A 23745-nucleotide genomic window follows, 5' to 3' on the forward strand; every position below is an offset into this window, starting at 1 on the left:
GTGATTCCATTCGTCGCACCCCGGCGCGTCGTAACAGCGAGCGACGCGCGGACCTGCTAAGTGAAATTCAGAGCGCAAGATGTAAAATGACCCAATGCATATTTTTTATATGCCGAAATGAATGTATCGGTTGGGGGCCCATATTCGCTGTTCTGGCCGTGGGTGCAAACTAGGATTTGCTGAGTCAGATTCGGTGCACAAATCATGAACCGCGAAGGTGGGGATCTATGCCGTCTCGCAATGCCGAACCAACGCGATGTGCGTATGCCTTTCACAACTGGCGGATCCCCGCCTTCGCGGGAATGACGAGATGAAGTGCCGTGCGCGGGATCTGTCACACCCCTCATAAAGCGCTGTTGAGACACAGCGCTTGTTAGCCAATGTCCTTCTGGCGCTAGACCAAATGAGGCTTGAATAGGCGCTCGAGCGCGTTAAGGGGCATTGCATACTTAAAGCGTAGGGGCCGACATGACTGTAATCATCCGCAATGCCGACTTGATCGAAAGCGTGGCCGACGCGTTGCAATATATCAGCTATTTCCACCCGATGGATTATATCCGGGCCTTGGGCGACGCGTATGAAGCGGAGCAATCGCCTGCTGCCAAGGATGCCATCGCGCAAATCCTAACCAATAGCCGCATGTGCGCAGAGGGGCATCGCCCGATTTGCCAAGACACAGGTATCGTTAACGTTTTCGTCAAATGGGGCATGGATTGCCGTTTGGAAGACACATCCGCATCTTTGCAGGACGTGATCGATGAAGGCGTCCGCCGCGCCTATTTACACCCCGAAAACAAGCTGCGCGCGTCGGTGCTTGCGGACCCAGCCTTTACGCGGCGCAATACCAAGGACAATACGCCGTGCGTCCTGCATGTCGACCTCGTCCCCGGCTCCAAAGTGTCCGTCGACGTTGCCGCCAAGGGTGGCGGCAGCGAGAATAAGTCGAAGTTCAAGATGATGAACCCGTCGGACAATATAGTGGATTGGGTTGTGGAGATGCTGCCGCAAATGGGCGCTGGTTGGTGCCCGCCCGGCATGTTGGGCATTGGCATTGGTGGCACAGCGGAACATTGCGTGTTGCTGGCCAAACAAGCGTTGATGGAACCCATCGACATGGGACCATTGAAGGCACGAGGTCCGCAGAACGACATTGAAGCCATGCGCATCGAGATTTTTGACAAGGTCAATGCGCTTGGCATTGGCGCGCAGGGGCTTGGCGGACTTTCCACGATATTGGATGTGAAGATCATGGATGCGCCATGTCATGCCGCAGGTAAGCCTGTTGCCATGATCCCCAATTGCGCCGCCACGCGCCATGCCCATTTCACATTGGATGGAGCTGGCCCTGCCTATCTGGAGGCGCCAAAGTTGGACGAATGGCCTAAGGTCGATTGGAAACCCGACGCAGCGGCAATCCGCGTTGATCTCGATACGCTCACGCCGGACGTCGTGGCGGGTTGGAAGCAAGGCGATCGCTTGCTGCTCAACGGCAAGATGCTGACTGGCCGCGACGCCGCCCATAAGCGCATTGCCGATATGCTGGCCAAGGGAGAAGAACTGCCCGTCAGCTTCAAGGGCCGCATGATCTATTATGTAGGCCCGGTCGATCCGGTTGGCGAGGAAATTGTCGGGCCAGCAGGGCCAACAACTGCGACGCGCATGGACAAGTTCATGGATATGATGCTTGAGCAAGGCTTACTCGCCTGCGTTGGCAAGGCTGAACGCGGCCCCGCGGCAACGCAGGCCATCGCCAAGCGCAAGAGCGCCTATCTCATGGCCGTTGGCGGCGCTGCCTATCTCGTCGCCCGCGCGATCAAGGGCAGCAAAGTCGTCGGCTTTGCAGATTTAGGCATGGAAGCCATTTACGAGTTTGAAGTGCAGGACTTCCCCGTCACCGTTGCGGTCGATAGCGATGGCAACAATGTCCACCAATTAGCGCCCGCTTATTGGCAAAAGCGGATTAAGGATGAAGGTTTGTTGCAGGGAGTCTAGGGCCTGGCCCTAAGCCCCCGCAATTACTGACCGCGCATTTGGGCGTCAATTTGGGCCTGAATTTCGGGTGGTAGGCCTTGGGGTGCGCCGCCGGCTTGGCCGCCTGCGCCGCCTTGTTGCTGCTGCATCTCCTGCATCTGCTTTTGCATTGCTTCGATCTCGGCGCGCGACTTGAACTCGAGCAGCTCGACATCGAATGTCAGTTCGCTTCCACCGGGAATGGCGACTTCGCCTGTCTGCGGGTTGCGCTGATCCTCTGGGCCATAGCCAAGCTCAGCTGGAATCCACAGGCGATATTTACCGCCGCGCTGCATGATTTTTAGGCCTTCCGAAAAGCCGGGGACGACGCCCGTTACAGGAAAGCCAGCTTGCGGGTTTTGGTCAAAAACCGTGCCGTCCTTCAACATGCCCTTATAACTCACAAGGACCACGTCATTGTCCGTAGGGTTGGGGCCTTCGCCAGCTTCCATGATTTTGTAGCGCAGGCCAGATGGCGTTGTCGTCACATCACCAAATTCCTGCCGCACGTCGCTGGTTCCCCAATAGGCCAAGCCGCCACCGGCCGCGAGAACCAACGCAATCGCCGCCCAATATTTGGTGAGCGAACCTTTTTTAAGAGGCTGAATGGGAACGGCGGTGACAGACATGCAGAAATTCCTATTGGCTGGGTTGCGCGCTAACTAGCAGAAAGCGGCGCGGTTTCTAGACACAAAAAAAGCGCCGATGAAAGGCGCTTTCCTTGTTGTAGAGTGCAGACGCTTATTTCGCGCCGTCACGTTCCTGTTGCTTACGCTCCATCTTGCGGGCGCGACGGACAGCAGCAGCCTTTTCACGGGCACGCTTTTCCGATGGCTTTTCAAAATGACGACGAAGCTTCATTTCGCGATACACGCCTTCACGCTGCAGCTTTTTCTTCAGCGCGCGTAGGGCCTGATCAACATTATTATCGCGAACCATGATTTGCATAAAAAACTCAACTCCGCATCGAATCGGCAAAATGGCTTAAAACTGCCACTTTGAAAGGCTAAAAACAAAAAAAGCCGCGCTCACAGCCGGCGTGTTGATGTGGCCCCTACCTATGTCGCCTCCAAATATCAAGCGGAAATGGCGCTTTTTGCGGGCTTGGTTGCTATCTTGGCGCGGTAACCAGCAAGAAAATTATCAGCACTTGTCGAATCGCCTAATACTTGCCCTCACGCCTTGTTCGTTTCATAATGCAACGCAACTGAGGAGCAGGAGAGAGCATATGGCCACCCAATTAAAGTCGAATAGCAAATATAGCGAGGCGGAATGGACTGCGCGGCAAGAGCTTGCGGCCTGTTACCGGATATTTTCGATGTTCGGCTGGGATGAGCTTGTGTTCAACCACATTACGGTCAAAGTGCCTGACGAGGACGGCGCGTTTTTGATTAATCCTTATGGCATGCATTTCGGTGAAATTACCGCGTCGAGCCTCATCAAAATCGATATTGATGGCAACAAGATGGACGTTGATAACCCGTGGCATGTGAACAAAGCGGGCTTTGTCCAGCACAGCCTGTTCCATCGCACCTTGCCGGACGCACATGCGATCATCCACACGCACACCACCGCAACCGTAGCGGTATGCAGCCTTGAGGGCGGCTTGCAGCCTGTGAACTTCTACGCATGCAATTTCATCGGCCAATTGGCCTATCATGACTTTGAAGGCGTTACCGTGCGCGAAGAAGAGGGCGCGCGGTTGGTCGAGCATCTCGGCGACAAGCGGATATTGATGCTGCGCAACCATGGCCCTGTCGTCATGGGCAAGACGCTCACTGATGCCTTTATCAAATATTGGGCGCTCCAGCGCGCGTGCGAGCATCAGATGGCCACGCTGCAAATGGGTAATCCGATCATGGTATCGCCAGAGGTAATCGCCGTGCATCAGCGCGATTTGTATATGGCATCGCCTCCCGGCGGATCGGGCCGCGTTGAATTTGACGCGATGGTGCGCAAGGTGGACCAAATCGACAAAAGCTGGCGGGATTAAGATTGTGGGCATCCCCCTCCCGCTTGCGGGAGGGGTTAGGGGAGGGTAGAACCATAAAATGATACCGCGACACGCCCTCCCCCGTCCCCTCCCGCAAGCGGGAGGGGAGTGATGACCAAATTCACCGTCAACGACCGCCCCGTCCAATATAAAATGGACCCGCAAACACCCTTATTGTGGGCGTTGCGCGATGCGTCCAACTTGACGGGCACCAAATATGGCTGCGGCGTTGGCGATTGCGGTGCATGCATGGTTGAAATTGATGGTGAGGCTATCCGCTCCTGCCTTGTGACCATATCTGAGGCCGAGGGGCGCTTTGTCACAACGATAGAGGGCCTGAGCCGTGACCGGAGCCATCCGTTGCAACAGGCGTTTGTGGCCAGCAATGTCCCGCAATGTGGCTTTTGTATTTCCGGCGTCATCATGGCGGCGTCGGTGTTGCTGAAGAAAAACAGTAATCCTACCGATGCTGAAATTGACACCGCGATCACCAACCTGTGCCGTTGCGGCATTTACCCACGGTTGCGCGGCGCGATCAAACGTGCGGGCCGAGTCATGCGCGGCGAAGAACGCATCGCCGCCGCCCCACCGCCGGGTATAACGCCTGAGGATGCAGCGCGCGCTGTGCCCGCGCTGACGGTTCCGAAATAAGGACTCAGCCCTCCAGTTCGATATCCCAGTATAACCAGTCGTGCCATGTTTCATGCAGATGGTTCGGCGGAAACGCGCGGCCCCGGTCTTGCAACTGCCAGCTTGTCGGCCGGATCGCCGCCATGTTAAGTTGCATATGCGCCTGCTTAGGCGTGCGGCCGCCCTTTTTAAGGTTGCAGTGCAAACAGGCGGTGGTGACATTTTCCCAACTGGTAATGCCGCCCAAGCGACGCGGGACGATATGGTCAAAGGTCAGATTGTCGCCCGACCCGCAATATTGACATTCGAACTTGTCGCGCAGGAACAGGTTAAAACGGGTGAATGCAGGATATTCCGACGGCTTCACATATTGGCGCAGCGCAATCACCGACGGAATTTTCATGTCCAGACTTGGACTATGCACATGCCGGTCATAGTTGGAGACAATGTCGACCTTGTCCAGGAAAACCGCCTTAATCGCGGCCTGCCACGGCCACAGGCTTAGCGGATAATAGCTTAAGGGCGTGTAATCCGCGTTCAGCACAAGCGCAGGACAGTTCTCCGGGTGCCTTGCCCGGCCCGCCGCCTCGAAAGTTCCGGTATGCAACATCAGTGGAACCCTACTCCCTTTTTATCAAACATGCGTTAAGCATATTAGCATTACAGCATTCTGACAGTCGCCAACCTATTTACACATATTGTAACGTCAAGTGGCTAAAGCTACCGAATGTGGTATTATTGGGGAAATTTTTTTGACGGCTTTAGACTTCATCCATTCCTATCTGGGCCAGACCGTGGAGCCGAAGGGTCCGGTGGTCACCAGATTTGCCCCGAGTCCCAATGGGCAGTTGCATCTGGGCCATGCCTTTTCGGCGCTATGTGCCCGTGAATTCGCGCGCGCTTTTGGGGGTCAGTTTCGCCTTCGGATCGAGGATATTGACGGGACGCGCAGTCGGCCCGAGCATGTTCAGGCGATCCTTGCCGATATGCAGTGGCTTGGGCTTGCGCAAGACGGCGATGTGCAGTTCCAATCGCAACATACCGACCGTTATGTGGCCGCGCGTGACCGGCTGAACGCCGCTGGCCTATTATATCGCTGCGGCTGCACCAGAGGCGACATCGCCGAAGCGTTAAAGCATAAGGCGGTACCCCATGGCCCCGACGGTCCGCATTATCCCGGCACCTGCCGGGACCAGCCCTTTGTGGGAGATGCTCCATTTAGCTGGCGCCTCGACATAAAAAAGGCCGTGGACTTGGTAGGCCCGCTGTTGTGGATGGATTTGGCGGCGGGACAGCAGTTTGCAGACCCAATGGCCTTTGGCGATGTTATATTATGGCGCAAGGACGTGCCGGCATCTTATCATCTCGCCGCGACCGTTGACGATGCCGTTGATGGTATAACCTATGTGGTGCGCGGCAAGGATCTGTTCGCTTATACCGCCATTCATCGGCTGCTGCAGAAGTTGCTCGATTTACCGGAGCCAGTCTATTGGCATCATCGGCTTTTGCTGGATAGCGCGGATGAAAAACTGGCCAAGAGCAAATCCTCACCGGCTTTGTCCGCCCGCCGTTTGGCAGGCGAAAGCGGAAAGGAACTTATGGATAATTTGCGTCACCGAACGCTTCCGCTTGGAATTTCCTTATCGGATGCTTAGATAGGGGCAACGGGGTATTGGCCCTGAACAAGGACTTCTCCCGATGACTATATTGTTGGTTCTTCTCATCATTGGCGCAGCTGGTGCTGTTGCCTTCGCATTAATCCGCGGATTGCATGCTTTTGCCAATCTGCGTCCGGCAGATGTGGACGAAACGGGCCTACCTAAATCCCTGACTGTGCAAAACAAGATGATGTTTGCACGGGTGAAATGGCAGTTCATCACCGTCGTGTTGATTGCTGTTTTGGTACTTGTTGCCGGTTCGCAATAAGCAGAGCGATCATGGTTAAGCTCAACAAAATTTACACCCGGACGGGTGACGATGGCACAACGGGCCTTGTCGACGGCTCACGTGTGTCGAAAACGGATTCACGGTTGCATGCGATTGGCGAAGTCGATGAAACCAATTGCGCGCTGGGCGTTGCGATCCAGTCGCTTGCGGCGGATGAGGGGGATACCCCTTTGGTGCAGGAACTGCGCCGCATTCAAAATGATCTGTTCGATTTGGGCGCAGATATTGCGACGCCGGGGGAGAGTTTCGAACCTTCACCGATGGAGCTACGGATAATTGCGTCTCAGGTTGAATGGCTGGAGGCGGCGATTGATAATGCCAATGCGCAACTTCCGCCGCTGACCAGTTTCATCTTGCCGGGCGGCAGTTTACCAGCGGCACAAATGCATATGGCGCGGGTAACGTCGCGTCGGGCCGAGCGCGCACTGGTTGCCGCATCGCTTGAAGTGGCGATCAACCCGCAAGCGTTGCATTACCTGAACCGTCTGTCCGACTATCTCTTCACTTTGTGCCGTTTAATCAACGCAACACGAGGCGGCGATATTTTGTGGGTACCAGGCGCATCGCGCTAAGCAGCCGGAGGACGGCTTTTGCGGGCATGTCAAAATGGGCGGATCGTTTGGCCCTTCATGCATTGATTACCGGTTACGCCCGCACGGCCCTAACGATTCAATAACAAAGCTGTAGTCGGCCTGCGCGCGGGCGGTATCTGCCTTCGACGCGCCTTCAACACGGTCAGCAGGCAGAGCGCGCGGAAGACCGCATGCCAAGCGATACCATAACAAGGTCATACGCTGCGGCGCGGTTGCAGATGCGTCAATGACTTCGGCTGTTGAGACGGCCCATATTTTTTGCTGGCCCGGGCGGCTCAATATGGTGAGCGATAGCGGCTGATCATTGTCCGTTTTTACGAAAATCTGCGTTTCGCCTTCCCCCAATACGGTCCCCACGCTGTGGAAGGCGCTGCTCACGCTGGTAATGCGGCGCGGAGCGTTAACTTGGACAGCCTCTTTCGTGATGGCCCGCACGAGCGCATCGTTAGTGGTGCTAAATAAAGCCAACGCATTTGGCCGTGCCAGTTGAACCTCGCTAGGTCGACCGGTCACCTGTCGACCAAATAGATATATGCGCTGTTTTTGCAGTTTGGGAATTTTACCCTTCGCGTTTTTGGGCACATCGAGCAAGAAACGCACGCGCGGCGTTATACCGCCTTCGCCACGAATCAATGCCATGACGTCGGCCTCTACCAGCACGCGTTCGAACGAAGTTGGGACACCTGAGGTCTGTTCAGCCGACAGTTTTCGGACATTTCGAACGGTCACATCGACAATAAGTGGCGATATCACCACCAAATCGGCAATATCTGCATAGCTTGCCGTATCGGCTTCGATGACAAAGGAAGGCGGCAGGTCAAGTGGTGCTTGTGCCAAATTTGCCGAGCTTAGGCCCAGTAAAATCAAGCATAAACCCGTTTTTGCAGGAACGAATCGCATTCATTATCCCTTTCCTTGGTCGTCCGTGAACGTGCTTGAGCCCTCTATCACATTATAGAATTTTGCCTACCCATCCATGAATTGCGTCTTAATCGCAGAATCCGGATTGCTAGGCCGGTTAGGGTTGGCTAATGCAGCGGTGAATCGAGCAAAAAAAAACAGAATTCGATATCGTTGGGGTTCAGCAGGGGTGTGTGTAAGCATACTTCTACATTGTACTGTTTTGTTTTGAAGGTAGGAGAGTTGTTTCCGCATGGCATATGCTGATCAAGATGGGATGAGCACGAACCGTTTGGTTTCTGTCATCATTGTTATCCTACTTCACGCTTTCCTCGGTTATGCCTTGGTCACGGGTCTTGCGTATGACGCGGTCACGATCATCAAGGAAAAGATGACCGTTGTAGACGTGAAGGAAGAAGAGCCACCCGAAGAAGAAGAGCCACCACCCGAGCCCGAAAAGCAGATCGAGCCACCAGTGGTCTCGCCTCCGCCATTGGTGCAAACGGTAACGCCGCCGCCAACGATTCGTACCGTTGCTACGCCGCCACCTTCTGCGCCAATCGTGCCTACGGCTGCACCACCTGCACCACCTCCTCCGGCACCAGCAGGCCCAACCTCTGACGCAAAGGCACGGGGTAATCCTGGCAACTGGGCCAACACGAACGATTATCCGTCGCGCGCGTTGCAACAGGAGCGTGAAGGGACCACGAGTTTCCGTGTAACGATCGGTGTCGATGGTCGCGTCATTGACTGCGTGGTTACCCAGTCCAGCGGTCACGACGATTTGGATGCGGCCACATGCTCCAACGTGAAGCGTCGCGCACGCTTTGAACCCGCCGTTCGCAACGGTGAAAAGGTTCAAGGCTCTTATTCGAACCGCGTACGGTGGCAGATACCGAAATGATTTTACGACCCGGCAAAGGGTGAGCCTTCGCGCCGGGTCTTTTTTGCTAGATAGTTCTATTTTTTGAGAGGTAGTTAAAATGTCGATTTTGTTTCTGACTGCGGCGGGTGCCGCAAACCCAGATGTGGCCGCACAATTCGGTCTTATCCCTGCGCTTAACGAAGGTGGTCCAATTTCATGGTCGATCTTCATCGTCATGGTCATCATGTCGGTTTTCTCATTCTACATCATGTTCACGAAGCTGTTTGAACAGCAGAAGGTCCTGAACCAATATAAAGAAGTCCGCACGCAATTCTGGCGCGCTGCAACGCTTGAAGAAGGCGCTGCAAAGCTCGACAAGAATAGCGCATATCGTCAAGTTGTCGACGACGGCATCGCAGCACAAAAGCAGCATAGCCTTTTGACTGACCCAATCGAAGCACATGATTGGTTGCACGGCGCGATGGCGCGTTCGGAAGATTCCATCAACAACAAGCTTGCGGGCGGTCTTCCGTTCCTCGCAACGGTTGGTGCAACTGCTCCGTTCGTTGGTCTGCTTGGTACGGTTATCGGGATCTATTCGGCACTGATCAAAATCGGTATCGCTGGTCAGGCCGACATCGGCAAGATCGCTGGTCCAGTTGGTGAAGCGTTGATCATGACCGCGATTGGTCTGTTCGTTGCTGTTCCTGCTGTTCTTGCGTACAACTGGCTTCAGGCCCGTAACAAGACAATCGCACGTAGCTTGGCTACTTTCTCGAACGATGTGCTCGGTTACATCTCTTCGGGTGGTCGCGTGAAGCCTGCTACTGCAGTAGCAGCAGGCAAGCCAGCGCCAGCAGCGGTTAAGAAGTAAGATTGGGTGAGGGCTGCGTTAACGCGCAGCCCATCCGCCAGCCTGTGCTGGCGCTCGATTTTTGACCCAATTTAGTTAGAAGAGGATTGGCCAATGGCAATCAGTTCAGGAGGCGGCGGCAATGATGCGCCAATGTCTGACATCAACACGACGCCGCTCGTCGACGTCATGCTGGTGCTCCTCATCGTGTTCCTCATCGCAATTCCAGTCGCCATTCAAACGGTGAAAATGGACATTCCAATCATCAAGTTTGAACCGACCAAAGCAAAGCGTGAAAATGTTTTGTTGTCAGTGACGACAACGGATGTCGGCGGACGTGATCCAGGTGACGCCGCGTATCAGGGTGCAAACCCTGGTGGCGAGTGCCGCATTTACTGGAACGTTACCCCGGTTGATTCGACTGAACTGGTGGATCGCGCGGCAAAGCATCTGAAGGCCGAATTTGAAAAGCTTGGTGGCCCAGAAGCCGCCGCTGCTGGTCAAATCCTGCCCGAAATGTTGCCTGAGGCGCATATCCGTGGTGACATTAACACGCCCTATCGTTGCATCGGTGGTGCAATTTACACCATGCAAATGGCTGGTTTTTCGCGCGTTGGCTTCATTTCGTCGCCATTCGAAAACGCGAATGTCCAGTAAGCAATTTAAGGAGCAATCATCATGGCAATGAGTGGCGGTAACGATGATGGCCAGCCGATGATGGAAATGAACACGACGCCGTTGATCGACGTCATGCTCGTTCTCCTCATCATGCTGATGATCACCATCCCCCCGGTTTCGCACGCCGTAAATATCGACCTTCCGGTCAACGACCCTAATGCACCGCCGCCGGTGGATCCGATTGATCCTGTGATCAACAAGATCATCATTCTGCCGAACAGCACCATCCAATGGAATGGCACACCCGTGACATTGCAGCAGATGGAGCAATATCTGGTGCGGACGCGGTCGATGAAGCCGGAGCCGGAACTTCAGTTCCAGCCAGCTCCAACGGCGCCTTATGACACCGTTGACAAGGCATTGGTTTCTGTAAAGCGCAGCGGCATTTCGAAGTTCGGATTTGTCGGCAACGAACAATATCGCGTCTTCGGTAAGGCGTCGCGTGAGGGACGGTAGTCTCTACGACTTCGAACTAATCGACATGGAAAGGGCGGTGCAGAAATGCGCCGCCTTTTTCTTTGGCGCACGTACAGCCGCCTGGGCTTATATCGCCACATCCTGGGTTTGGGCCATCAAGGGCGGCGAAAGCCGAATCCTTGTCCCAGCCTACGCTGGGACGACGGTATTTGGGTGCAAGCGTCCCGTTCAAATGAGTCGGGTAATACCTTCCAGCAAACGTCACTTCCCGCGGGAAAGCCGCGTCATCAATATCGCTGCCCGTTTTGCCTGACGCTTGATGCTCGCCAGATCGACGGTTTCGCCAGGCGCGTGGTCGCCCTTACTGTAGACGCCAAGCCCGACAAGGCCATCCACATCATTGGCGACGAAACTGATATCGCCAGCACCGCGCTTCAACGGGTCGAGCACGGGCTGTTCCGCAAGGCCTAGGTCGCGGTTGACAGCATTAAGACCGGCCAGAAGCACCTTGTTGCCGTCCGTTGGCGCCATTGCCGGATAGCTTCCCCGGTTAAAGCTGATGGCCGCTTTGGTCTTCGGTGCCGATGCGGCAACGATATTAAGCATTTTTGCACGGACACGTGCGCTTTGTTCTTCGGACAGCGTCCGGAAATCGCCGCGCGCAACGGCCAAGCCGGGGATGATATTGGTCTTGCCCTTGGCACTCACGCGGACGCCATCTGTATCAAAGTTCACTTCCTGCCCGGCGGCGACCAAGCCGATGTTAAACGTCAGGTTCTGCTCGGGCAGTTCCGTACGAAACCGGTGCAGGATGCGCGCCAATTCAAAAGCCGCGCCATCGCCATAAATATTATCGAATATCAGGGAGCTGTGTCCCGTGACACCGGACACTTCCAATTTCCAACTGTTGGACGACCGCCGCGATATAACGCCCATATCCTTGCCATTTTCAATAGAAAGTCCTTCAAAATCGAGCGCCACGTCTGCGGTTTTCCCCGCTGCGATCAACGGCGCACGTGTGATATCAATCGGGTCGCCGGCATCCTCTTCATCCCCTGTCATATGGATTTCTATGCTGGCGTCCTTCAACGTGCCTGCCGCTTGCATCGCGCGTAAGGCAGACACGATGACCACTATGCCGCCCTTGTCATCGCCTGCACCCGGGCCAATCGCTTGTTCGCCATTGCGGACAAAGGTCTGGAACGGGCTATCTGCCTCAAACACAGTGTCGAGATGGGCAATGAGCAATAGTTTCTTCGTGCCCTTTTTGCCCGCCTTGGTTGCGACGAGATGCCCCGAACGACCCGCTTTCGCCATATCGATCCATTCCACCTTGAAACCCAGTGGCTCCAGTTCGGCCCGCATCATATCGCCGACGATCTTTACGCCGGGAAAGTTCATGGTGCCCGAATTCTGGTTCACCAGCTTTTCAAGTAGGGTGATGGATCTTTCATATTCCGCATCGACGGTCGCGACCATTTTGGCTTCGGATGGAGACAATTTGGCATGAGCCGCTGGTGAAAGGGCGACGAGGGCAATGCTGCTACACAGCATCAAGGCACCGAATTTCATGATATACTCCCGATTAAGACCAGCATGATGTGCCGCGCTTTGCCAATTGAGGCAAGGGTGTTGAACAGGCGGATTCTACGCGGGATTTTTGTCCAACAGAATATGCTCCAAAATGAAATGCGGGACAGTCAGCGTGGATATCAGAATGAATGCTGTCCGGATGATGCCCATGTCAGCGGGAACATCGCCCTGATACAGGAACATCAATACACCCAGACCCAATGACAAAGCGAATACCGCGCAAATGATGGCGGTCTTCTTCATCGGTGACAGGTCACCTGTCTCACGTAACGCGTCGGCCATGTGCCGCGGCGAATGGAGTCCGCAGAAGAATATGGCAAATGCCACAAGTGGCGGCAGGAACAGGGCGGCGGCGATGCAGGCAAGCACCTCCAATGCGCTTTGCTTGTCATCGTGACGGAATGCCCAATAGGCAAAAACGAGACTGCCCAAGGCTGCTGGAACCGAGGCCGCGCCAAGTAATGCGGCAATCACTGCGCCATTATCGCTGCCGGTCAGCGCAGCGAATATCATGGCGACATCGTCAGGGCTGGCAAGCGCTGGCAATGCCACCAAAGCCCACCCGACCATCATGGCCAGAAACGGGTCAACGCCGCCGCGCCAATCGCGACTGAAATGCACGATAGAAATGATGAGAAACGAAATGAGCGCCAGCTCAGGCAGTTGAAGCCATAAAAGCACCATGGCGCCTGCGCAGCCCAGATAGCCGCCAATAATTTTGGCCTTACCGGCAAATCCCTTTTGCCCGAAATGGGCCGCAGCGATTTCAACGTCTAGCGTTCCGTGCGGGACCCCTGCGAGGACGATTGCGACCGCAGCCAGCATATTGGCATGAGTGCCGTCCATGAAGCCCCAAAAGCGATCAATGACAATTAACAGCAGAGTAGCGACCGGTAACGCAAACAGGCGCAACATTTTTGGAAATGTTGCGCCTGCAGAATGCGAGTATGAAATTGTAGTCATGTAGGAATGTACGCCACCGAAGCGGCGTACGTCCTTATTTTAGCCATGGGCCTTATCGCCATATTCGGCTTGCGATTTGCGTACTGCGATCATGTAGATCAAGACGCCGACGCCTGCCTTTGCGATCAAGTCAGCAATGGTATAGCCGACTTGAACGCCTACGGTTACGTCCGAACCGCTGAGGTTGGTGTAAGGGATCATGTATACGATCGGGTAAAAACCCCATGATGCGAAGGTCAGCAAACGTGCCTTCTTCACCAACTCGCGAACATTTTCTGGCTGGCTGTTGATCGATGCACCGAGACCAGCAAACAATTGCCACATGATGTAGACAAAAGGAATCGCCGACAATGTGCCCCACAATACGCGGGTTGGAATGTCGGTTGCGATTTCACCTGGGTAGCCCAAGACGATCATTAGAGCTGCAGCGCCGCCGAGCTTGAACGACTTGGAGACGGTTTCGTCTTGGCTCAAACGCATCACGAGGATGAGTTCGATCAACAACAATGGCACGGTCAACAACCAATCGACATAACGATAGGCATCGTTAAATGCATAGCCACTTGCGGCTACTACGCCGCCTTCAACGGTATATGCACCTTCCCAGCTTTCGAAAATGCGGAAATAGTGATAAGCGGCAATGGCAGTAACCAAGCCGGAAATGGTAAGCGCCGTCTTGTAGGCGGGGCCTACTTGCGAACGGCCCAACCACAAAAACAGCGTTGCCGCTGCCATGGTGGCAAATGTAAATGAGAATGCATTATAGACCAATGAATATTGGCCAAAACTTAGAGTTTCCACGATTTTTCTCCCCCCTTTTTAAGACACCACTCTGGGCGTCGGGAAAGTCGATGTTAACCTAAGCATTTGATGTGTCAACCCATCCTTTATACCGTTTTTCCCCCTATATTGCTTCAAGCAGTCATCTACGGGGCAGAAAAGTTAGGCGCTGCGCTGCTCCAATGGTGCGTTAGCAGGCGGTGCAATTTCACTGTTTTTGATTATGACAACGCGCGGCTGGATGCCCATATCTCGAACTGGAAGTCGACGTGCCAATGTCGCATGAGAATTACTGTATCGCCCCGGCAAAGTACAGTTCCGGACGGTGGTAAAATGGAACATTCCGGCTTGGAACTGATTACGCTTTCACGAAACAATTACGTGAAAAGAAATTCTTATGAAAAGTTGGATATTTTTTGTAGGCGTTGCGCTTACAGTTCTCACCCCTTCTATCGCCGCTGCGCAAGATGACGGTTGTCGCCGTGACGGAAGTGGCCGTATCATTGGTACAGCCGTTGGCGCGGGCGCAGGCGGCGTGTTGGGCAATGTAATCGCTGGACGTGGCGATAAGACTGAAGGCTCCATAATCGGCGCTGTCGTTGGTGCGGTCATTGGCAATCAGGTGTCCAGATCGAACCGTGGCGATTGCCGCACGGCTTACGGCTATTTTGACGAACAAGGTCGCTGGCATTCCACCGGAGTCAGCGCGTCCGAAGCACGTGGCTATTATGACCGCAATGGCACTTGGGTTGATGGTCAGCCAAACGGATATTACGACAATGGCCGATGGGTCGTGGCGAACGGGGACCGCGACAGCGCAGGCTATGTCGATCGTGACGGCTATTGGGTTCCGGCATCATCCGTCGGCTATTATGATCGCAACAATCGCTGGGTAGGTGGGACCGCAACGGGCTATTATGACTCCAACGGCCGTTGGGTCGCTGGTCCCACACGCGGACGTTACGATGCGCGTGGCCGCTGGATTGTAGGAGATACGGGTTATGCCAATGAAAACACCGCCAATTGGAACGCGGTGGAGCAGCCAGGATATTATGACATTAACGGCCGCTGGGTCGCCGGCCGATCTTATGGTTATTATGACTCGCGGGGACGCTGGGTCTCAACCCGTCAGGGCAGTTACCAGAACACCCAATATCGACCGGGTACGAGTGCATATGAACTGAACCAAATGCCCATGGATGTTTTAAGCCGGATTAGCTGGATGCGCGAATATGTTCAGAGGTCGGTGCAATCACGGCAAATGAACCGAGCAAGCGCGCAATATGCGCGTCGTGAGCTGACCGCGACTGAGACGCAGAACCGGCAGTTCACTCGGGACGGTCGACTTACATCACGTGAAGAGCAGACGATACAGCGACGTCTGGACCAGCTTACAAAGCGCTTTGAACAAAGCGAACGTCAAGCGCGCAATTATTAAAGCCCAAAAAAGGCCCGGCGGTCCCCCAACTGCCGGGCCTTTAATACTGATCTAATACGTTAGGATCAGTAGCTATAATACATGTCGAACTCGACAGGGCTTGGCGTCATTTCCCAACGGGCGACATCTTCCATCTTAAGTTCGATGTAGCTTTCGATCTGGTCCTTTGAGAACACGTCACCTTTCAACAAGAAGTCGTGATTAGCGGCCAGTGCATCGAGCGCTTCGCGCAGTGAGCCGGCAACAGTCGGAACTTGCGCGAGTTCTGCCGGTGGCAGATCATACAGGTTCTTGTCCATAGCTTCGCCTGGGTGGATCTTGTTCTGAATACCGTCGAGGCCAGCCATAAACAGCGCCGCATAGCACAGATATGGGTTGGCCATTGCATCTGGGAAGCGGACTTCGACGCGCTTTGCCTTGGCACCTGCGCCATATGGAATGCGGCATGATGCCGAACGGTTGCGCGCCGAATAGGCAAGCAACACGGGCGCTTCATAGCCGGGAACCAAGCGCTTGTAGCTGTTGGTGGTCGGGTTGGAGAATGCGTTAATCGCCTTGGCGTGCTTGATGATGCCGCCAATGAAAAACAGGCACATTTCCGACAGACCAGCATAGCCATCACCCGCGAACAGCGGCGTCTTGCCTTCCCAGATCGACAAATGGGTGTGCATGCCTGACCCATTATCTTCTTTGATTGGCTTTGGCATGAACGTTGCGGTCTTGCCATAAGCGTGCGCCACCTGATGCACGACATATTTGTAGATCTGCATACGGTCGGCGGTCTGGGTCAGCGTACCAAAGGTAAGGCCAAGCTCATGCTGCGCTGCGGCAACTTCATGGTGATGCTTGTCGCATGGCAAGCCCATCTCCAGCATGGTTGAAACCATCTCACCACGGATATCCATAGCGCTGTCGACAGGTGCGACGGGGAAATATCCGCCCTTGGCACGTGGGCGATGGCCCATATTGCCGCTCTCATATTTGGTACCGCTGTTCGTTGGCAGTTCGATATCGTCAATCTTGTAATATGACGTGTTGTAGCTGTTTTCAAAACGCACATCATCAAACATGAAGAATTCGGCTTCTGGACCGACATAGACGGTGTCGCCAATGCCGGTCGTCTTCAGATAGGCTTCGGCGCGCTTGGCGGTCGAACGCGGGTCGCGGCTGTAGAGCTCGCCGGTTGATGGCTCAACAATGTCGCAGAAGATAATCATCATCGGCGTGGCCGAGAATGGATCAACATATACTGCGTCCAGATCGGGCTTCAGGATCATGTCGGATTCGTTGATTGCTTTCCAGCCTTCAATGGACGAACCGTCGAACATCAGGCCGTCCTCCAACTCATCTTCGCCAATGACGCCCGCGCACATCGTCAGATGCTGCCATTTGCCCTTGGGATCAGTGAAGCGCACATCGACCCATTCGATTTCCTCATCCTTGATGCGCTTGATGATGTCTTTGGCTGAAGTGCCCATAATGCGTTCCTTCTTTCGCTTGTCTTTCTTAAGTGATTTGGATTTTTTTAAACGGCATCATTATCGCGTTCGCCGGTGCGGATCCGCAGCGCGGTCTCAACGGGGATAACGAAAATCTTGCCATCGCCAATGCGGCCAGTTTGCGCGGCGGCAGCGATCGCTTCAACAACGCGGTCGGCAAGGCCATCTTCAACCACAACCTCAAGCTTTACCTTGGGCAGGAAGTCGACAACATATTCGGCGCCGCGATATAATTCAGTATGGCCCTTTTGACGACCAAAGCCCTTCGCTTCCGTCACAGTGATGCCCGATACGCCAACTTCGTGCAGCGCTTCTTTCACTTCGTCCAACTTGAACGGCTTGATGATCGCTTCGATCTTTTTCATGGCATTTCCTTGTATGGCGCGTGAGGCATAGGCTCCGCGCGCACGGATGATAGAGACTGCTTATCAAGTATCGTGCCAAATCGGGTGACGCACAAACGGGGGATTTTTAAACGATTGCGGCAATGGCATCTGCCTAAATTTTAGGCAGATGCCAGATTCATGGGCAGCAGATTTTACTTCGCCGCCTTTTTTGCACCACCACTCAAGGCCGCGTCATTCGCCTTTGCATAATGCGCGCGGCTGACCACATAAGCGCGCACTTGCTCTGCCTCCTTCGGCGTCAGCACGCTGCTAAAGCTGACCATGCCGTTGCCTTTCAAAATGCCGTCGATGACAACGGATTTCCACGTGGCGGCATCGGCAATCGTGCCGGATTTGCGTAAGTCAGGCAGCACGCCGTTGCCAACCGCGCCGGGGCCGTGGCAGACGAGGCAATAACGTTGATAGTTTGATCCGCCGGCTGCGATATCGGCTGGCGTCCCGAACTGCTTGGTCGGTTGCCATACGTAAGGTGGGGTTTCTGGCAAGGCGGGCAAAGCGATTTTCCCGCCCAGTTTTAGCACGATCAAACGCGGCAGGTTTGGCACCGCAGCACTGGTTGCCCCGACATAGCCCGACACCAACGGAAACGCGCCACCTTTGCTGGTCAGGAACGCCACATATTGTTCACCATCGACGGTGTAAGTCGACGCGCCGGATAAGACCCCCGATTGCACGTTCAAATTATACAATTGCTTACCCGTGTCGGCGGCATAAGCGCGGAATTCGCCCATCGCCGTGCCTTGGAACACCAAGTTGCCGGCAGTGGTCATTGTTCCGCCATTCCACGATGCGGGATGGTCAACGGTCCATTTCGCCTTGCCAGTTTTGGGGTCAAAGGCCACCAATTTGCCAGTCGTGGCGGCTTTCACCGCTTTGACGAAATTGGTGTCATCGGGCAAATCCGCCGTCGCCATCGCGCCGCCAGTATTAAAGCCAAGCTTCTTACGCTCCATCTCATTAGGCGCAATCGGCGGGAGATAAGCGCCGCCGATATACATAGCGGGAATATAGACAAGGCCAGTGGCGGGATTAAAGCTCATCGGGTGCCAATTATGCGCGCCAAGTGCGGACGGGTTCGCTATATATAGCTTGCCGGTTTTCTCATAGCGCGCTTCCGGGTTTTCAATCGGACGCCCTGTTTTCAAATCATACCCGCTCGCCCAGGTTATGCCGTCAATGAAGGGATCGGCTGACAGCAATTTGCCATTCAGTCGGTCTATCGTGAAGAAAAATCCGTTTTTAGGTGCGTGGTAAAGAACTTTGCGTTTTTTGCCGCCACGCGTTTCAGTCGCCAAGATGATTGGCTGCGTCGCGGTATAGTCCCAGCTTTCGGCTGGTGTTTCCTGATAATGCCAGACATATTCGCCGGTATCGGGTTTTAGCGCGACGATGGAGGACAGGAACAAATTGTCGCCTTCACCATTGGAACGAATACCATGGTTCCAAGGGTTGCCATTGCCGACACCGAGATAAAGCTGATCCAGTTCGGCATCATAGACAATCGCGTCCCACACAGTCCCGCCGCCACCGCTTTCACGCCAGTCGCCCTTTTTGGGCTTTGCGCTCCAGGTTTTGGTCGCTGCGCTTTTCAGAATATTGTCGCTGGCCGCGTTGTCGGGTTCACCCTTGGGATTGGGCGTGGTGTAGAAACGCCATTCCTTTTTACCAGTCGCTGCATCATAAGCCGTGACATACCCGCGTGCACCAAATTCAGCGCCACCAAAGCCAATGACAACCTTATCCTTCACCACACGCGGGACGCCCGTAATGGTGCCGTTTGATTCCAGATCAAGCGTCTGCGCGCTCCAATTCTGCTTTCCAGTACTGGCATCAAGCGAGATCAAGCGGCCGTCGATGGTCCCTACGAAAACGCTGCCTTTCCAAAACGCGACCCCGCGATTAACGACGTCGCAGCAGGCTTTGACGCCGCGCGCTTTGTCGACTTTGGGATCGAAGCCCCATAATGGCTTGCCGGTTTTGGCGTCATAGGCAAAAACCTTGGACCATGCGGTGGAGATAAACATTTTGCCATCGACCACCACCGGCGTTGCTTCTTGGCCGCGCGCATCGGGTAAGTCGGCAAACCAGGCGATGCCCAAATCTTGCACGTTGCTGTCATTAATCATCTTCAACGGGCTGTGCCGTTGTTCATCATAATTGAAGCCGGTCATCGCCCAGTTGGAGCCATCGCCACCAGTTTTTAGATAATCACCATCAATCGCGGCAAAGGCTGGATTGTCCGAGTCTACCCCCGATTTCTGGCAGGAACCCAGCAGCAATGCCGCGCTTAATACTGCAGCTGCGGCTAAAAGCTTATATGTCATATCATCTCTCCCCCGAAGGAGGAAGCTATGCCGATGCCGCGCTTACGTCCAGTATGAATTTAATCGTCGGATTAAATTATCTGTTGAATGGCAATTTTCATTTCGGCAGCGGCCTTGTCGTAAACATCTGCACGCAGATTACGGACTGTATCATCTGAGGAACTTGCAAGCGAACCGCCGCCAAAGGGAGGCGCGGGGTCATATTCGAGCGCCAATTGGATGGTCCTTGCGACATTCTCGCCAGAGATTGCCGCAATGAGTTCAAGCGCGAAATCAATGCCGGATGTGACGCCGCCTGCGGTGATTAAATTTCCGTCACGCACAACGCGCGCTGGCGCGTGCGTTGCGCCGAACAGGGGCAGCAACTGCGTATAGGCCCAATGGCATGTTGCCTTTTTGTTATGAAGCAACCCTGCCGCGCCAAGGATGAAGGCGCCGGTACACACGCTGGTGATATAATCGGCACCCTTGGCTTGCTGGCGCACAAAATCGACAATGGCGGTGTCGGCAATCGCGTCGCGGACGCCGTGGCCGCCGGGCACGCATAAAATGTCAGCTTGCGGACAATCGGCAAAGCCGGCGCTTGGCAGGATCGAGAAACCGCAGTCGGTCGTGACCGCACCGCCGTCTTTGCTAACGACATGCACCACTGCGCCAGGCAGGCGAGACAGAAACTGCACTGGCCCGGTGAAATCGAGCTGGGTGACATTGTCGAACAGGACGAAAACGATATGCATATTGCCGCGCGTAATAACCGTTTAGATAATCTCAATCGCGAGCGCCGTTGCTTCACCGCCGCCAATGCACAAGGACGCGATGCCGCGGCTCTTGCCATGACGTTGCAGCGCCGCGACCAAGGTTGTGATGATCCGCGCGCCCGATGCCCCAATAGGGTGGCCAAGTGCGGTCGCGCCGCCATGCACGTTCATCTTGTCATGCGATATGCCTAGATCGTGCATCGCGAACATGGCGACGCAGGCAAAAGCCTCATTCACTTCAAACAGATCCACATCATCGATGGTCCAACCCGCCTTTTCCAGGCATTTGTTGATCGCGCCGACAGGTGCAGTGGTGAAGGCCGATGGTTCCTGCGCGTGCGCGGCATGGGCGACAATGCGGGCAATGGCTGTTTGTCCGTTGGCATCGGCGACCGACTGACGCGTGAGGACAAGCGCCGCTGCACCATCGGAGATGGATGAGCTGGTGGCCGCGGTAATCGTGCCGTCCTTGGCAAATGCCGCTTTCAATGTCGGGATTTTGTCGGGCATGCCCTTGCCGGGTTGTTCGTCGGTATCGACTATGACATCGCCCTTGCGGGTGGCAACGGTCACGGCCACGATTTCCTGCTTGAACGCGCCATCGGCAATCGCGTTTTGTGCGCGGCGTAGCGATTCAATCGCATACGCATCTTGCGCCGCGCGAGTCAGTTGGTAATCATTGGCAGTGTCTTGCGCGAATGTGCCCATGGCGCGGCCAGCCTCATAGGCGTCTTCCAAGCCGTCAAGGAACATATGGTCATAGGCCGTATCATGCCCGATGCGGGCGCCGCTGCGGTGCTTTTTTAACAAATAGGGCGCGTTGGTCATGCTTTCCATGCCGCCCGCGATGACATAATCGACCGACCCTGCGGCCAGTGCCTCGCTGCCCATGATGACGGTCTGCATGCCAGAGCCGCATACTTTGTTCACCGTCGTTGCTTGTATCGATTTAGGCAAGCCAGCCTTGATAGCCGCCTGACGGGCAGGGGCTTGACCCAAGCCTGCGGGCAAGACGCAGCCCATATAGATGCGCTCAATCATCGCGCCATCGACGCCGGAGCGCTCTACTGCGGCCTTTACCGCTGTTGCGCCAAGGTCAGTTGCGGAAATATCGGCCAATGCCCCCTGCATCCCGCCCATGGGCGTACGGGCATAAGACAGGATTACGACGGGATCGGCGTGGTGCATGGGAGATACCTTTAGTTTCGATTTGGCGTGTTATAGGCCGCCGGACCATCAAAAACAAATGTGAATCGTCCCTATTGCCGCCTTAGAAAAGGGCCTTCAAATCGCGTTTCAGGATCTTGCCATTGGCGTTGCGCGGCAAAGTATCTTGGGTGAAGATGATTTTTACTGGCACCTTGAACTTCGCCAGACGTTCGCTGACATAAAATCGAAGCTCTTCCTCTGTTGCCGTCATGCCGGGTGCCAAATGCACAACGGCTGCGGGTTCTTCGCCTAAGGTCTGATGCGGTATGCCGACCAAAGCAGCATCGGTCACAGCGGGATGTTCGTAGAGGATATTTTCAACTTCCGACGAATAGATATTCTCGCCGCCGCGAATGATCATGTCCTTTGCGCGGTCAACGATGAAGCAGAAACCTTCGTCATCTAAGCGCGCAAGGTCGCCGGTACGGACCCAGCCATCGACAAATGTTTCGGCGGTGGCGTCGGGGCGGTTCCAATATCCTTTGACGATTTGCGGGCCGCGTGCCCATAATTCGCCAACCGCTCCAACGGGTAACTCCGTCGTGCCGTCCTCGGACATGATTTTCAGGTCGGACACAGCAACCGCTGGCCCGCAGCTATCCGGCCGGTTGAGATAATCTTCGGCTATATGTGAAGTTACGGTCGCCATGGTTTCGGTCATGCCCCAGCCATTGCCGGGGAATGCGCCGAAGATTTCGTAAATTTTGCTCACCAATTCAGGTGCAGATGGCGCACCGCCATAGCTGATCGCATCGATGGAGCTGAGATCATATTTTTCACGGTCGGGATGCTCGATCAACTGCCAAGCGATAAACGGCACGCCGCCTGTGGCATTGATCTTCTCGCGCTCAATAATCTCGAACGCCTTCACTGTGTCCCATTTGTGCAGGAATATGATTTTGTGGCCAGCTTGAATCGTGGGAATCATCGATGCAGAACAGGCGGTGACGTGGAACATCGGGATCACCAGCAAGGAAGCCCGAATGCTTGGTTCAGGCAAAGCATCACCACGGCGCAGCACGGTCGCGGCGCCCGAATACGCGCTGGAAAGGCCATTGGTGAGTAAATTGCGATGTGATCCCAATGCGCCTTTGGGTTTGCCGGTTGTACCGCTGGTGTAGAAAATAGTGACGGCATCGTCTGGCGCTATTGCGACATCGGGCAACGCAAGGTCTGGCAAATCAGAATAATCTTTTGGTCCGCCAATCACACTTTCGAGCGCAATAGCGAACTCTGCCATCGCGGCGTCACCGCCACGCGTAACCATGACATGCTGCAGCGCGGGCATCTCCGCCTTGTGGGGCGCGATGCGTTCCCAGCGTTCTGCATCGCAGATCAAAACGGCAGCGCCCGAATCGGCCATACCAAAGGCCAGTTCTTCGCCCGTCCACCACGCGTTCAACGGCACGACAATCGCGCCAGTTACCGCAGCGGCGAAAAAGGCGACTGGCCATTCGGGCAGGTTGCGCATAGCAAGACCTACGCGGTCACCCCTTTTAACGCCGCATTCTATTAGCGCCTGCGCCAATGACGCAACGGCCCGGTGCCAAGAATCATATGTGACGCGTTCATCCTCAAACACCACAAATTCGCGGTCACCGAATGACGCTTTGGCATGTCCGGCCAGCACCGCCAGATTGGGTAACGCATTTTTCCAGACGCGCGTTGGCACGCCTTCAATGACGGCAGTGTCCATTTCAAATGGCATGCCCGGCGCGCATAGGCTGGCCTTTACCTGATCACGGCTGATCACTGGCCAACCCGCAGGTGGCGTCCATTTTTTGCCTGCCTCGATCATGTTCTCTCCATTCGATAGCCACGCTTTGCGCATGTTCGCTCTGTCGATACGCCAAAATGGTTTCAATGTGCAACGCTTCGCGCTAGCAAT

Annotated in this window: 24 protein-coding genes; 11 read left to right on the top strand and 13 right to left on the bottom strand. The window is 54.9% G+C overall.

Annotation, left to right across the window (positions count from 1 at the left end; all coding sequences use genetic code 11):
- Positions 1 to 468 precede the first annotated feature (468 nt).
- Entirely contained in the window at positions 469 to 1992 is a 1524-nt protein-coding gene (locus tag Q0O07_RS05815) for a fumarate hydratase (protein ID WP_295491477.1), read from the top strand.
- 23 nt (positions 1993 to 2015) lie between these two features.
- Here Q0O07_RS05815 and Q0O07_RS05820 read toward each other — a convergent pair whose 3' ends face one another.
- Together Q0O07_RS05820 and rpsU are read right to left on the bottom strand one after the other, a co-directional pair.
- Positions 2016 to 2639, bottom strand: a complete 624-nt coding sequence (locus Q0O07_RS05820; protein ID WP_295491480.1) for an FKBP-type peptidyl-prolyl cis-trans isomerase — start codon at positions 2637 to 2639, stop codon at positions 2016 to 2018.
- Between the two features lie 112 nt (positions 2640 to 2751).
- A complete protein-coding gene (gene rpsU / locus Q0O07_RS05825; RefSeq protein ID WP_125231027.1) occupies positions 2752 to 2958 on the bottom strand; it encodes a 30S ribosomal protein S21 in 207 nt (68 codons plus the stop codon).
- Positions 2959 to 3238: 280 nt separating this feature from the next.
- On the opposite strand from rpsU, the gene Q0O07_RS05830 reads away from it, so the two are divergent.
- A complete protein-coding gene (locus Q0O07_RS05830) occupies positions 3239 to 4003 on the top strand; it encodes a class II aldolase/adducin family protein (RefSeq protein WP_295491483.1) in 765 nt (254 codons plus the stop codon).
- A 111-nt stretch (positions 4004 to 4114) separates the two neighbouring features.
- Positions 4115 to 4654 carry a (2Fe-2S)-binding protein gene (locus Q0O07_RS05835; protein WP_295491486.1) on the top strand — a complete coding sequence of 180 codons (540 nt, stop codon included), beginning with the start codon at positions 4115 to 4117 and terminating at the stop codon, positions 4652 to 4654.
- 4 nt (positions 4655 to 4658) lie between these two features.
- On the opposite strand, the gene Q0O07_RS05840 is transcribed toward Q0O07_RS05835, so the two are convergent.
- Entirely contained in the window at positions 4659 to 5243 is a 585-nt protein-coding gene (locus Q0O07_RS05840; RefSeq protein WP_295491489.1) for an HNH endonuclease, read from the bottom strand.
- Between the two features lie 202 nt (positions 5244 to 5445).
- On the opposite strand from Q0O07_RS05840, the gene gluQRS reads away from it, so the two are divergent.
- Genes gluQRS through Q0O07_RS05855 form a run of 3 tightly spaced genes read left to right on the top strand, consistent with a single transcriptional unit; the run spans position 5446 to position 7152 of the window.
- Positions 5446 to 6288, top strand: a complete 843-nt coding sequence (gene gluQRS, locus Q0O07_RS05845) for a tRNA glutamyl-Q(34) synthetase GluQRS (protein WP_295491626.1) — start codon at positions 5446 to 5448, stop codon at positions 6286 to 6288.
- A 43-nt stretch (positions 6289 to 6331) separates the two neighbouring features.
- Complete coding sequence (locus tag Q0O07_RS05850; protein WP_295491491.1) at positions 6332 to 6559, top strand: HIG1 domain-containing protein; 228 nt, start codon at positions 6332 to 6334, stop codon at positions 6557 to 6559.
- 11 nt (positions 6560 to 6570) lie between these two features.
- The gene (locus Q0O07_RS05855) at positions 6571 to 7152 is read left to right on the top strand and encodes a cob(I)yrinic acid a,c-diamide adenosyltransferase (protein WP_295491494.1); all 582 of its coding nucleotides are present in this window, start codon (positions 6571 to 6573) and stop codon (positions 7150 to 7152) included.
- A gap of 66 nt (positions 7153 to 7218) precedes the next feature.
- On the opposite strand, the gene Q0O07_RS05860 is transcribed toward Q0O07_RS05855, so the two are convergent.
- Entirely contained in the window at positions 7219 to 8010 is a 792-nt protein-coding gene (locus tag Q0O07_RS05860) for a hypothetical protein (protein ID WP_295491497.1), read from the bottom strand.
- 316 nt (positions 8011 to 8326) lie between these two features.
- Between Q0O07_RS05860 and Q0O07_RS05865 the strand changes: the two genes are divergently transcribed.
- From Q0O07_RS05865 to Q0O07_RS05880, 4 genes are all read left to right on the top strand, one after another.
- A complete protein-coding gene (locus tag Q0O07_RS05865; RefSeq protein ID WP_295491499.1) occupies positions 8327 to 8977 on the top strand; it encodes an energy transducer TonB in 651 nt (216 codons plus the stop codon).
- A gap of 79 nt (positions 8978 to 9056) precedes the next feature.
- Positions 9057 to 9812 carry a MotA/TolQ/ExbB proton channel family protein gene (locus Q0O07_RS05870; RefSeq protein WP_295491502.1) on the top strand — a complete coding sequence of 252 codons (756 nt, stop codon included), beginning with the start codon at positions 9057 to 9059 and terminating at the stop codon, positions 9810 to 9812.
- 93 nt (positions 9813 to 9905) lie between these two features.
- Complete coding sequence (locus Q0O07_RS05875) at positions 9906 to 10448, top strand: biopolymer transporter ExbD (protein WP_295491504.1); 543 nt, start codon at positions 9906 to 9908, stop codon at positions 10446 to 10448.
- Between the two features lie 21 nt (positions 10449 to 10469).
- Positions 10470 to 10925, top strand: coding sequence for a biopolymer transporter ExbD (locus tag Q0O07_RS05880; protein ID WP_295491507.1), 456 nt, complete (start codon positions 10470 to 10472; stop codon positions 10923 to 10925).
- Positions 10926 to 11147: 222 nt separating this feature from the next.
- Here the strand turns inward: Q0O07_RS05880 and Q0O07_RS05885 are convergent, their stop codons facing one another.
- The 3 genes from Q0O07_RS05885 to Q0O07_RS05895 form a co-directional block, all read right to left on the bottom strand.
- Entirely contained in the window at positions 11148 to 12458 is a 1311-nt protein-coding gene (locus Q0O07_RS05885; protein WP_295491510.1) for a M20/M25/M40 family metallo-hydrolase, read from the bottom strand.
- Positions 12459 to 12533: 75 nt separating this feature from the next.
- Positions 12534 to 13442 (bottom strand): Brp/Blh family beta-carotene 15,15'-dioxygenase, encoded by a 909-nt coding sequence (locus Q0O07_RS05890; protein WP_295491512.1) that lies wholly within the window; start codon positions 13440 to 13442, stop codon positions 12534 to 12536.
- Positions 13443 to 13481: 39 nt separating this feature from the next.
- On the bottom strand, positions 13482 to 14243 hold the full coding sequence (locus tag Q0O07_RS05895; RefSeq protein ID WP_295491514.1) for a bacteriorhodopsin-like: 762 nt from the start codon (positions 14241 to 14243) through the stop codon (positions 13482 to 13484).
- Positions 14244 to 14619: 376 nt separating this feature from the next.
- Here Q0O07_RS05895 and Q0O07_RS05900 point away from each other — a divergent pair, with 376 nt between their 5' ends.
- Positions 14620 to 15660, top strand: coding sequence for a glycine zipper 2TM domain-containing protein (locus Q0O07_RS05900; protein WP_295491517.1), 1041 nt, complete (start codon positions 14620 to 14622; stop codon positions 15658 to 15660).
- A 65-nt stretch (positions 15661 to 15725) separates the two neighbouring features.
- Here Q0O07_RS05900 and glnA read toward each other — a convergent pair whose 3' ends face one another.
- The 6 genes from glnA to Q0O07_RS05930 form a co-directional block, all read right to left on the bottom strand.
- A complete protein-coding gene (gene glnA / locus Q0O07_RS05905; protein WP_295491519.1) occupies positions 15726 to 17138 on the bottom strand; it encodes a type I glutamate--ammonia ligase in 1413 nt (470 codons plus the stop codon).
- Between the two features lie 47 nt (positions 17139 to 17185).
- Positions 17186 to 17524 (bottom strand): P-II family nitrogen regulator, encoded by a 339-nt coding sequence (locus Q0O07_RS05910; RefSeq protein ID WP_125231011.1) that lies wholly within the window; start codon positions 17522 to 17524, stop codon positions 17186 to 17188.
- A 173-nt stretch (positions 17525 to 17697) separates the two neighbouring features.
- Complete coding sequence (locus tag Q0O07_RS05915; RefSeq protein ID WP_295491521.1) at positions 17698 to 19890, bottom strand: PQQ-dependent dehydrogenase, methanol/ethanol family; 2193 nt, start codon at positions 19888 to 19890, stop codon at positions 17698 to 17700.
- Between the two features lie 71 nt (positions 19891 to 19961).
- Positions 19962 to 20627 (bottom strand): DJ-1/PfpI family protein, encoded by a 666-nt coding sequence (locus tag Q0O07_RS05920; RefSeq protein ID WP_295491524.1) that lies wholly within the window; start codon positions 20625 to 20627, stop codon positions 19962 to 19964.
- 21 nt (positions 20628 to 20648) lie between these two features.
- Positions 20649 to 21836: an acetyl-CoA C-acyltransferase gene (locus tag Q0O07_RS05925; protein WP_295491527.1), complete on the bottom strand. Its 1188-nt coding sequence runs from the start codon at positions 21834 to 21836 to the stop codon at positions 20649 to 20651.
- A gap of 82 nt (positions 21837 to 21918) precedes the next feature.
- Positions 21919 to 23655 (bottom strand): class I adenylate-forming enzyme family protein, encoded by a 1737-nt coding sequence (locus Q0O07_RS05930; RefSeq protein ID WP_295491530.1) that lies wholly within the window; start codon positions 23653 to 23655, stop codon positions 21919 to 21921.
- Positions 23656 to 23745: the final 90 nt, after the last annotated feature.

The sequence above is a fragment of the Sphingorhabdus sp. EL138 genome, assembly GCF_945890115.1.
Lineage (GTDB): Bacteria > Pseudomonadota > Alphaproteobacteria > Sphingomonadales > Sphingomonadaceae > Sphingorhabdus_B.

Excerpts from the sequence above, each read along its gene's own strand:
- Q0O07_RS05815 (WP_295491477.1), top strand. The coding sequence starts at position 469 with ATGACTGTAATCATCCGCAATGCCGACTTGATCGAAAGCGTGGCCGAC.
- Q0O07_RS05820 (WP_295491480.1), bottom strand. The coding sequence starts at position 2,639 with ATGTCTGTCACCGCCGTTCCCATTCAGCCTCTTAAAAAAGGTTCGCTC.
- rpsU (WP_125231027.1), bottom strand. The coding sequence starts at position 2,958 with ATGCAAATCATGGTTCGCGATAATAATGTTGATCAGGCCCTACGCGCG.
- Q0O07_RS05830 (WP_295491483.1), top strand. The coding sequence starts at position 3,239 with ATGGCCACCCAATTAAAGTCGAATAGCAAATATAGCGAGGCGGAATGG.
- Q0O07_RS05835 (WP_295491486.1), top strand. The coding sequence starts at position 4,115 with ATGACCAAATTCACCGTCAACGACCGCCCCGTCCAATATAAAATGGAC.
- Q0O07_RS05840 (WP_295491489.1), bottom strand. The coding sequence starts at position 5,243 with ATGTTGCATACCGGAACTTTCGAGGCGGCGGGCCGGGCAAGGCACCCG.
- Q0O07_RS05850 (WP_295491491.1), top strand. The coding sequence starts at position 6,332 with ATGACTATATTGTTGGTTCTTCTCATCATTGGCGCAGCTGGTGCTGTT.
- Q0O07_RS05855 (WP_295491494.1), top strand. The coding sequence starts at position 6,571 with ATGGTTAAGCTCAACAAAATTTACACCCGGACGGGTGACGATGGCACA.
- Q0O07_RS05865 (WP_295491499.1), top strand. The coding sequence starts at position 8,327 with ATGGCATATGCTGATCAAGATGGGATGAGCACGAACCGTTTGGTTTCT.
- Q0O07_RS05870 (WP_295491502.1), top strand. The coding sequence starts at position 9,057 with ATGTCGATTTTGTTTCTGACTGCGGCGGGTGCCGCAAACCCAGATGTG.
- Q0O07_RS05875 (WP_295491504.1), top strand. The coding sequence starts at position 9,906 with ATGGCAATCAGTTCAGGAGGCGGCGGCAATGATGCGCCAATGTCTGAC.
- Q0O07_RS05880 (WP_295491507.1), top strand. The coding sequence starts at position 10,470 with ATGGCAATGAGTGGCGGTAACGATGATGGCCAGCCGATGATGGAAATG.
- Q0O07_RS05885 (WP_295491510.1), bottom strand. The coding sequence starts at position 12,458 with ATGAAATTCGGTGCCTTGATGCTGTGTAGCAGCATTGCCCTCGTCGCC.
- Q0O07_RS05890 (WP_295491512.1), bottom strand. The coding sequence starts at position 13,442 with ATGACTACAATTTCATACTCGCATTCTGCAGGCGCAACATTTCCAAAA.
- Q0O07_RS05900 (WP_295491517.1), top strand. The coding sequence starts at position 14,620 with ATGAAAAGTTGGATATTTTTTGTAGGCGTTGCGCTTACAGTTCTCACC.
- glnA (WP_295491519.1), bottom strand. The coding sequence starts at position 17,138 with ATGGGCACTTCAGCCAAAGACATCATCAAGCGCATCAAGGATGAGGAA.
- Q0O07_RS05910 (WP_125231011.1), bottom strand. The coding sequence starts at position 17,524 with ATGAAAAAGATCGAAGCGATCATCAAGCCGTTCAAGTTGGACGAAGTG.
- Q0O07_RS05915 (WP_295491521.1), bottom strand. The coding sequence starts at position 19,890 with ATGACATATAAGCTTTTAGCCGCAGCTGCAGTATTAAGCGCGGCATTG.
- Q0O07_RS05920 (WP_295491524.1), bottom strand. The coding sequence starts at position 20,627 with ATGCATATCGTTTTCGTCCTGTTCGACAATGTCACCCAGCTCGATTTC.
- Q0O07_RS05925 (WP_295491527.1), bottom strand. The coding sequence starts at position 21,836 with ATGCACCACGCCGATCCCGTCGTAATCCTGTCTTATGCCCGTACGCCC.
- Q0O07_RS05930 (WP_295491530.1), bottom strand. The coding sequence starts at position 23,655 with ATGATCGAGGCAGGCAAAAAATGGACGCCACCTGCGGGTTGGCCAGTG.